Origin of the sequence: Paraburkholderia sp., from assembly GCF_035948235.1 — a bacterium.
GTDB lineage: Bacteria > Pseudomonadota > Gammaproteobacteria > Burkholderiales > Burkholderiaceae > Paraburkholderia.
The window spans coordinates 1-7,522 of sequence record NZ_DASZJJ010000201.1 but is presented as its reverse complement, the minus strand read 5'-3'; the positions used below and the strand labels follow the sequence as shown (position 1 = coordinate 7,522).

The 7,522-nt window shown below is 64.5% G+C and carries 8 protein-coding genes and 1 pseudogene; 5 read left to right on the top strand and 4 right to left on the bottom strand.

Annotated elements, in window-relative coordinates; all coding sequences use genetic code 11:
* From VG320_RS17175 to VG320_RS17155, 5 genes are all read left to right on the top strand, one after another.
* Positions 1 to 837 (top strand): FAD-binding protein (locus tag VG320_RS17175; protein WP_327201286.1); only part of this gene is annotated, 837 nt, incomplete at its 5' end.
* A 12-nt stretch (positions 838 to 849) separates the two neighbouring features.
* A complete protein-coding gene (locus VG320_RS17170; RefSeq protein WP_327201285.1) occupies positions 850 to 2,220 on the top strand; it encodes a flavocytochrome c in 1,371 nt (456 codons plus the stop codon).
* 1 nt (position 2,221) lies between these two features.
* A complete protein-coding gene (locus VG320_RS17165; protein WP_327201284.1) occupies positions 2,222 to 3,004 on the top strand; it encodes a hypothetical protein in 783 nt (260 codons plus the stop codon).
* Positions 3,005 to 3,006: 2 nt separating this feature from the next.
* On the top strand, positions 3,007 to 4,029 hold the full coding sequence (locus VG320_RS17160) for an electron transfer flavoprotein subunit alpha/FixB family protein (protein WP_327201283.1): 1,023 nt from the start codon (positions 3,007 to 3,009) through the stop codon (positions 4,027 to 4,029).
* Between the two features lie 43 nt (positions 4,030 to 4,072).
* Positions 4,073 to 5,008 carry a LysR family transcriptional regulator gene (locus VG320_RS17155; RefSeq protein ID WP_327201282.1) on the top strand — a complete coding sequence of 312 codons (936 nt, stop codon included), beginning with the start codon at positions 4,073 to 4,075 and terminating at the stop codon, positions 5,006 to 5,008.
* A 54-nt stretch (positions 5,009 to 5,062) separates the two neighbouring features.
* On the opposite strand, the gene VG320_RS17150 is transcribed toward VG320_RS17155, so the two are convergent.
* The 4 genes and pseudogenes from VG320_RS17150 to VG320_RS17135 all read right to left on the bottom strand — a co-directional run.
* Positions 5,063 to 5,875, bottom strand: coding sequence for an aspartate/glutamate racemase family protein (locus VG320_RS17150; protein WP_327201281.1), 813 nt, complete (start codon positions 5,873 to 5,875; stop codon positions 5,063 to 5,065).
* 93 nt (positions 5,876 to 5,968) lie between these two features.
* Positions 5,969 to 6,574, bottom strand: a complete 606-nt coding sequence (locus VG320_RS17145) for an isochorismatase family cysteine hydrolase (protein WP_327201280.1) — start codon at positions 6,572 to 6,574, stop codon at positions 5,969 to 5,971.
* Positions 6,567 to 7,322 carry an SDR family NAD(P)-dependent oxidoreductase gene (locus tag VG320_RS17140; RefSeq protein WP_327201278.1) on the bottom strand — a complete coding sequence of 252 codons (756 nt, stop codon included), beginning with the start codon at positions 7,320 to 7,322 and terminating at the stop codon, positions 6,567 to 6,569. Before VG320_RS17140 ends, VG320_RS17145 begins: the two co-directional genes overlap by 8 nt.
* Positions 7,312 to 7,522: pseudogene (locus VG320_RS17135) on the bottom strand (hypothetical protein); the annotation flags it as partial. The pseudogene VG320_RS17135 and the gene VG320_RS17140, both read right to left, overlap by 11 nt.

Here is a 7,522-nt window from a genome sequence, read left to right as displayed (position 1 = left end):
GTGCTCGCCAGTGGCGGCTTCGAAGGCAACCCGGAAATGCTCGCGCAGTACCTCGGTCCGCGCTCGGTCTATCTGCGCCCCGTGTGCAAGGGCGGTTACTACAACAAAGGCGAAGGCATTGCCATGGCGTTGCGTGCGGGCGCCGCACCTAGCGGCGAATTCGGCAGCTACCATGCGGAGCCGGTCGATCCGCGCTCGGGGGTGTCGGAGCCGTCGATCTTCGTATTTCCATACGGCATTCTCGTCAACAAGCGCGGTCAGCGCTTCACCGACGAAGCGCCCGGCACGGTCGACGCCTGGTATGAGCGCGTGACGCGCCGCATCTACGAGCAGGACGAAGGCATCGCTTACGTGATTCTGGACCAGCGCGTGAAGGACGTTCCGAACTATCGCCTTGCGATCCGCACCGACCAGCCCGCGATCGAAGCGCCGACGCTCGAAGCCCTGGCGGCGAAACTCGGCGTGAGCGCCGAAGCACTCGCGGCCACCGTCGCCTCATACAACGCCGCTTGCCACGAGGGCCGCTACGATCCGCTCGCGGCCGATGGGCTCGCCACGCAAGGGCTCGAACCGCGCAAGTCGAACTGGGCGTTGCCGGTGGACCGTGCACCGTTCTTCGCCTATCCCATCATCTCGGCGAATGTCTTCACGTTCGGCGGCCTGAAGGTGGACGCCGCCGCACGCGTACTCAATACGGACGGCGCCCCCATCCCGGGCCTCTACGCCGCTGGGGAAACGATCGGCATGTACTACGGCAATTACACCGGCGCGACCTCGGTGCTCAAAGGCCTCGTGTTCGGCAAACTGGCGGGCGAGACCATCGCCAGCCGTTGTTAAGGGAGGCACGCGATGACGACATCCGATCTTCTGGTGATTGGCGGCGGCATGGCAGGCTTCTGCGCCGCGCTCGAAGCCGCAAACGCCGGCCTTACGGTCACCCTGCTTGAAAAACAACCGGAAACTGGCGGCTCGTCGGCGATGAGTGGAGGTTGCCTCGCCTTTGCAGGTACCGATCTGCAACGCGAGCAAGACGTGGAGGACAGCGACGCCCTACTGTTCTCCGACCTGCGCGAAGTCGGCAACTTCGACAACGACGAATCGCTCGTGCGCGCCTACGTGGATCACCAGCTCGACACGTACCACTGGATGCGCGAGCACGGCGTAGTGTTCGGCCCTTCCATCGAGACTTCGTCGGGACAATCGGTGCCGCGCGTGCATTCGGTCGATCCCGCCGACGCCGTGCGCAACCTCGCACGCGCCTGCGCGGCAACGCGCCGCGTGAGTGTACAGATGAACGCCGCGGCGCTGCGCCTCGTTCGCGCGGAACACGGCCGTTTCACAGGCGTACACGCATCGATTAACGGTGACAGCGTCACATTGCATGCGAAGCGCGGCGTCATTCTCGCGAGTGGCGGCTTCTGCCGCAACGCGCAGATGGTGCATCGCTATGCGCCCCAATACGACGACGCAGTGTTCATCGGTGGCGACGGCAACGTGGGCGACGGACTGAAGATGGCGCTCGAGTTCGGCGCGGACCTGCGCGACATGGCGTATATCAAGGGCACGTATGGCAAGCATCCGGTCGACGAAACGAATCACCATAGCTGCCTCGCCGTGTACAAAGGCGCAATTGCCGTGAACCAGGACGGCAAGCGCTTCGTCAACGAATCGGTCTCGTACAAGCTGCTTGGCGACGCCGCGATTCGCCAGCCCTATGGCGCGACGTTCCAGATTCTCGATCAGCGCATCATGGACAGCGGCGACGACCGCGTGCGCATTCTCGACTTTCAGCGCCGCCACGAGGAAGGGCTTTTCATCGAGGCGCACAGCCTTGCCGAACTTGCGCGCCTGATCGAGGTGCCCGAAGACGCGCTGCTCGACACGGTGGTGCAGTACAACGCCGCTGTCGAATCGGGCCATGACGAGGCGTTCGGCCGCAGCCATCTCGTTCATCACCATGGCGAACTGCGCCGCATCGAGCAGGCTCCGTTCTATGCGTATCCTTCCACGGCGGCCGTTTTCGGCACCTACTGCGGGTTGCGCGTGGACGCGCAAATGCGCGTGGTGAACGTATTCGACGAAACGCTCGACGGCCTCTACGCCGCCGGCGAAATCGTCGGTGGCTTTCACGGCGGCGCCTATATGACCGGCACGGCGCTTGGCAAGGCTGCGATCTTCGGCCGGCTTGCCGCCCGCAGCGCGGGCGCAGAGGAGCATTAGCATGCGGATCTGCGTAATTCTTGCGGGCGTGCTCGACCCCAAGTGGGCGCTTCCCCACGGCGATTGGCTGCATGACCCCGCGCTGCTGGACGCCATGGCGCGCAAGCTGAGTCCCTTCGACGAGGCCGCGCTCGAAGTGGCGTTGCGCCTGCGCGAGACGCTGCCGCACGCCACGCTCGCCGTCTACATGCCCGATGGCGTTGGGGCGGCTGGACTCCTGCGCGCGGTCGCAGCCCATAAGCCGGAGCACTTCGCCCTGCTCCCGGTCGCCGATGCGGCGCGCTGGGACCCCGCTGCGTTCGCCCGCGAAATCGCCGCAGGCTTGCGTGCTGCGGACGCGGGCTCGTTGTGGCTCACCGGCCGCGAATTCGGCGATCTCGACGACGGCACCTTCAGCGCCTGGCTGGCACGCGAAGCGTGCGCGCCGCTCCTCACGATGGCCGAAGAACTGCGCGTGGACGGCAACGGCACGCTGCGCGCCGTGCGCACGCGCAGTCATGTGACCGAACACGTTAGTGTGCCCGATGCCTGCGTCGTGACGCTCACCAACGCGCGCAGTAACCGCTTGCGCCATCCGCTCATGAAGAACGTGATGCTCGCGAAGAAACTGACGATTGATACCGTTGCCCGTCAAGACAGCGCCACTTCCCGCATTACGCCGGTGCAATGCGTCGCTACGGCCCGCGAGGCGCGCGAACGGTGTGTGCCGCTCGATGCCCGCGCCGGACTCGACGCACAACTCGCTGCCGTTCTTGAACTTCTCGATAGCGCATGCCCAACGTGACCATGACATCCCCTTCCCGCATCATCGCGTTGCTGCTCGACGAGCACGATGACGCCCAGCAATTCGTCAGTCATGCCAGGGATGTGCTGGAGATGGCCCAGCCCCACGCGCGAGAAGTCGTTGCGATGTGCGTGACGCGTACGCACCGTCCCGAACTCGCTGAACGGCTGCAAGGCCTGCCGCTTCACCATATCGTCTGCATCGTAGTGGCGGATTTGCGCGATCCGGTCCAGGCTGTCGATTTCGCCAGCGTGTTCGAGCGTGCCCTTCAAGCCTTCGCCCTGCAACACGGCGATGGCGTCTGCGCGCCTGCCGGTGCGCTCGGCGAGGAAGTCGTCGCGCGCCTCGCCGCCGCGTTCGACGGCTGCGCATTCGGCCGTGTTCAGCAGCTAGTGTTCGATGCGAACGACGCACAAGCCGACCGGGCTGTATTCGGCGGACGCAGTACGGTGCGCGTTCGAGCCGGACACGGACCCTGGTTTGCCGCCTTGCGCACGGCGCGCGCCTGCGCCGTGCCATCCGTGCCTGCGGTGCCTGCCGTGGCCGCAACGCTGGAATGGCGCGAAGCATCGAGCGGACCGCACGATGCCGGAGAAATCGTCGGCGTTGCCGGGGACGCCGCGCGCATACCAGTCGAGACGGCGCGTATCGTGGTGAGCGGCGGGCGCGGCATGCAGGGACCGGATGGTTTCGAGCTGCTCGCAAAACTCGCCTCACGCCTCGACGCGGCGCTCGGCGGCAGCCTGCCCGCTGTCGACGCGGGTTGGCTGCCGGTCACGCATCAAGTCGGGCAGTCCGGCAAGTTTGTTAGTCCTGCGATCTATCTGGCAGTGGGTATTTCCGGCACGCCGCAGCATCTTGCGGGCGTGAGCACGACGACGCGCATCGTCGCGATCAACAACGACGAGCAAGCGGATATCTTCAACATGGCGGATGTGGGAATCGTGGCCGACTGGGGAACATTTCTGCCAGCGCTCATCGCGCGCATGGATGCGACCCGTGACGCGCGCGCCAACTCGCGCTAACGTGCGGCAAGCATAAGGCAGCAAAACGATCTAACGAGGAAGCATGGACAGACTTTGGGCAATGGAAGTATTCGCGCGCGTGACGGAATGCGGCAGCTTTTCGCGCGCGGCCGAGTCGCTGAATCTCGCGAACGCAACAGTTACGTCGTGCGTGCGCAATCTGGAGAAGCATCTGGGTGTGACGCTTTTGCAGCGCAATACGCGCCATCTACGGCTCACCGACGCGGGCGAACGCTTTCATGCGCGCTGCAAGGTTCTACTCGAAGGGGTCCATGCCGCCGAGCAGGAAGCGGCGCAATCGCACTCGGAAGTAAGCGGCACCCTCAATGTCGAAGCCCCCATTGCGATCGGCCATGCGCTCTTGCTGCCGGCGCTGCCGTCGTTTCTTGAGCAGTTTCCCGCGTTGTCCGTCAAGGTCAATCTGACCAACCAGCCGCATGCGCTGATCGAGCGCGGGCTTGATCTCGCCATACGCATGGATGCGGTGGAAGACTCAGAACTGGTTGCCCGGCCGCTCTATAGCGCCCGCTACGTGGTATGCGCTCGCGCCGATGTTGCCAACGCCGTGCGCGACCATGCGCCCGCAGATCTCGATCCGGCGTTGTGCCTCGGCCTGCTTCCCGAAGGCCGGCCCGAGCCACAGCCCTGGATCTTCGCGCGCGACGGCGAGGAAACCGTTGTATCGCCGGAAGGCAGACTGTCGTTCAATAGCTCCGATGCTCTGGTGAGTGCCGCAAGCAAGGGCCTCGGCCTCATTTGCGTGCTCGATATTTTCGTGCGGCAGGAACTGGCCGATGGACGCCTCGTTGCCGCTTTCGACGACTGGGACCACGGCGGCCGCGCCTTTCACCTCGTTTCGGCAAAAGCGAGCTTTGTGTCTCCCAAGCTCAAGGCGTTCAGCGACTTCATGCTCGATGTCGTCGGCCCGCAAAGCCGCCCCAATCACCGCGATCGCATTCCGGTGCAACGCGCGCGTTAAATCGCGCATGCAGAATCACGCCGCCCATGCGTCGGTGCGCGGACGGCGTTTTCGCTATTTTGCACGCAGGGCGTCAAGCCCATAAAAGGCAAATATCTCGCGCACGCGCGCCTTGTCCGGCTTACCGGAGAAATAACCGCGCCGGCAAGGCCCATATGCGCCGGCGCGACGCAGATCGACAAGCGCTTCAGCATCCTTGACCCACGCGGCGAGCGAATCGACGACCGGCACGCCGTCGACTTCATGCACGCCGTTGCGGGCAAGCAGCACGTTTAGAGGTGCCTCGCCCGGAATGATGACCTCCGCGCCCTGGGCGATGAGGCGGCGCGCACTTTCCTGAAACGTCGCGATAAGACGGGAAGGTTCGCCGAACGCTTCGAGCACGTCGCTGAACTGGAAGCCGACGTGATGGGCGCCCGCGAACCGTTCGCCCAGGCCGTGCCGGACCGCGTTGTCGGCCACAAGCTCGGCCAGCTCGTCGATGAACACGAGCACGCCGAAACGACGCCCCAACTGGCACGCGCGCAGCATCGCGGACTCGCCGTAGCCAACCACGGGAATATCGATCAAAGCGCGCGTTTCGCGCAGCGCGGGCTCGGGCAAGGTGCTGATCGCGTAGGCGTCGAAGCCTTCTTCCTGCGCGCGCACGCCGGCCGAGAGAAACTGCAATCCGTGCAGATATTGCAGCGATGCATGCTTGATGTCGTCGCCTGGGTAATTCGTGCGATAGGTGCCCTGCGCCATGCCATGCATGGCAATTTCCGTGTCGGGCCGCGCGATCGCGCGAAAGTGCGCTTCAAGCGCCTGGCTGTATGCACCGAGATCGGAAAGGACGGTGAAGCTTTGATGCCAGATACGAATGCTCATGGTAGCGTTTCCCGTGGGCGTGGGGCCGAGTGCGGCCGAAGCTCTGCCTTTGGCCGCCCGAATGATGCGTGTCAGTCACGCTCTAATCACGCGTTAGTCGAAAGTCACGCTTTCCGAAGTCTCAACGCGGCAAAAGCGCCGGATGCTCTCGATGGAATTTGCATGCTCCTGTGCGGAATGCGCCGCGCAGCAGTCGTCGAGCGCCACCACCTCGTAGTCGCGGTCGTGTGCGTCGCGCACCGTGGCCTGCACCACGGCCTGAGTGGAGACGCCCGAGCAGACAATACGCGTTACGCCCTGCGCGCGAAGCTGGGCTTCGAGTGTCGTCGAATAGAACGAACTCACGCGATGCTTGACGATCTGCAGGTCCGTGTCGCGCACTTCGAGGTCTGGGTGAATGGCCGTGCCCCACTCGCCGAGTTTGAACAGTCCCGCGGCCGGCGCCCCCGAAAAGACCGGCGAATTCGGCGGGCACTCCTGATAGTGCGCGTTGAACCCAACGCGCACGAACCCCACGAGCGCGCCGGCGGCACGCGCTTTTTTCAGCACGAGCGCCGTGCGCGCGATGATCTCGCGTTCACGCACCTGCCCGCCGAGCGGTCCTTTCCCGCTCGGGCCCTCCGCGTGAACGAGATCGTTTTGCATGTCGAGCACCAGATAAATTGTCTTGCCCACTTCGTATTCCCCCTGATTAGTCACAGTACATTCCACCGTTGATGTCGAGTATTTCGCCCGTCACGAATCCATTCTCCGGCGCGCACAGGAACAGCACGGCGCGAGCCACGTCTTCGGGCGTTCCCATCCGCCCCGCCGGAATCAGTTCGCGCAACGCGTCGGGAAACCCGGTTGTCATCGACGTCTCAATCGGGCCGGGCGCAACCGCGTTCACCGTCACGCCGTGTGCGGCGAGTTCCTTCGCGAGAAAGAGCGTCAACATGTGCACGCCCGCTTTCGATACGCCATAGGCGACATTGCCGGCCTTTGCCTGTTCGCCGGCGTCGCGCCACGGGCGAGCGTTGCCGGCGTTCTTGCCCACGACGGAGCCGATATTGACGATGCGGCCAAACCCGCTCGCCTTCATCGGCGCCATAGCTGCCTGGCAGGCAAGGAATACGCCTTTAAGATTGATGTCGAGCACGCGGTCCCATTCGCTCTCGGCAAGCGTTCCGGCGCTACCAAACGACACCACGCCTGCTGCGTTCACGAGTATGTCGAGTGCACCGTGGCGCGCGACGACGTGCGTCACGAGGCGCACAACGTCGTCGCGCGACGTGATGTCCAGTTCCTCGGCGTGAACTCCGGCCTGCACCGCGTCAACGGCCGCCCGCGCCTTGTCTGCGCTCACGACGATCGCGCCCGCGCGTGTGAGCGCCGCCGCCACCGCCGCGCCGATCGCGCCCGCGCCGCCTGTCACGAGCGCGACTTTCCCCTCCAGTTCATGCGACATCAGCCCTCCCGTTCGATGCATCGTTGCCGCTCATGCCATGACGCGCGGCATGCGCGCCCGCTGCACGCCCCACCACCGAACCCGCAGTGAGCCCAATACCGCCGGCATATTTCACGTAGTAAAGGCCGCCAACCATCTCACCGGCTGCATAAAGCGCGGGCAACGGTTCGTCGTTTTCATCAAGCACCTGACCGTGAACG

Bases quoted from the DNA above. Each gene is read 5' to 3' on its own strand.
- VG320_RS17170 (WP_327201285.1), top strand. From the start codon at position 850: ATGACGACATCCGATCTTCTGGTGATTGGCGGCGGCATGGCAGGCTTC.
- VG320_RS17165 (WP_327201284.1), top strand. From the start codon at position 2,222: ATGCGGATCTGCGTAATTCTTGCGGGCGTGCTCGACCCCAAGTGGGCG.
- VG320_RS17160 (WP_327201283.1), top strand. From the start codon at position 3,007: ATGACATCCCCTTCCCGCATCATCGCGTTGCTGCTCGACGAGCACGAT.
- VG320_RS17155 (WP_327201282.1), top strand. From the start codon at position 4,073: ATGGACAGACTTTGGGCAATGGAAGTATTCGCGCGCGTGACGGAATGC.
- VG320_RS17150 (WP_327201281.1), bottom strand. From the start codon at position 5,875: ATGAGCATTCGTATCTGGCATCAAAGCTTCACCGTCCTTTCCGATCTC.
- VG320_RS17140 (WP_327201278.1), bottom strand. From the start codon at position 7,322: ATGTCGCATGAACTGGAGGGGAAAGTCGCGCTCGTGACAGGCGGCGCG.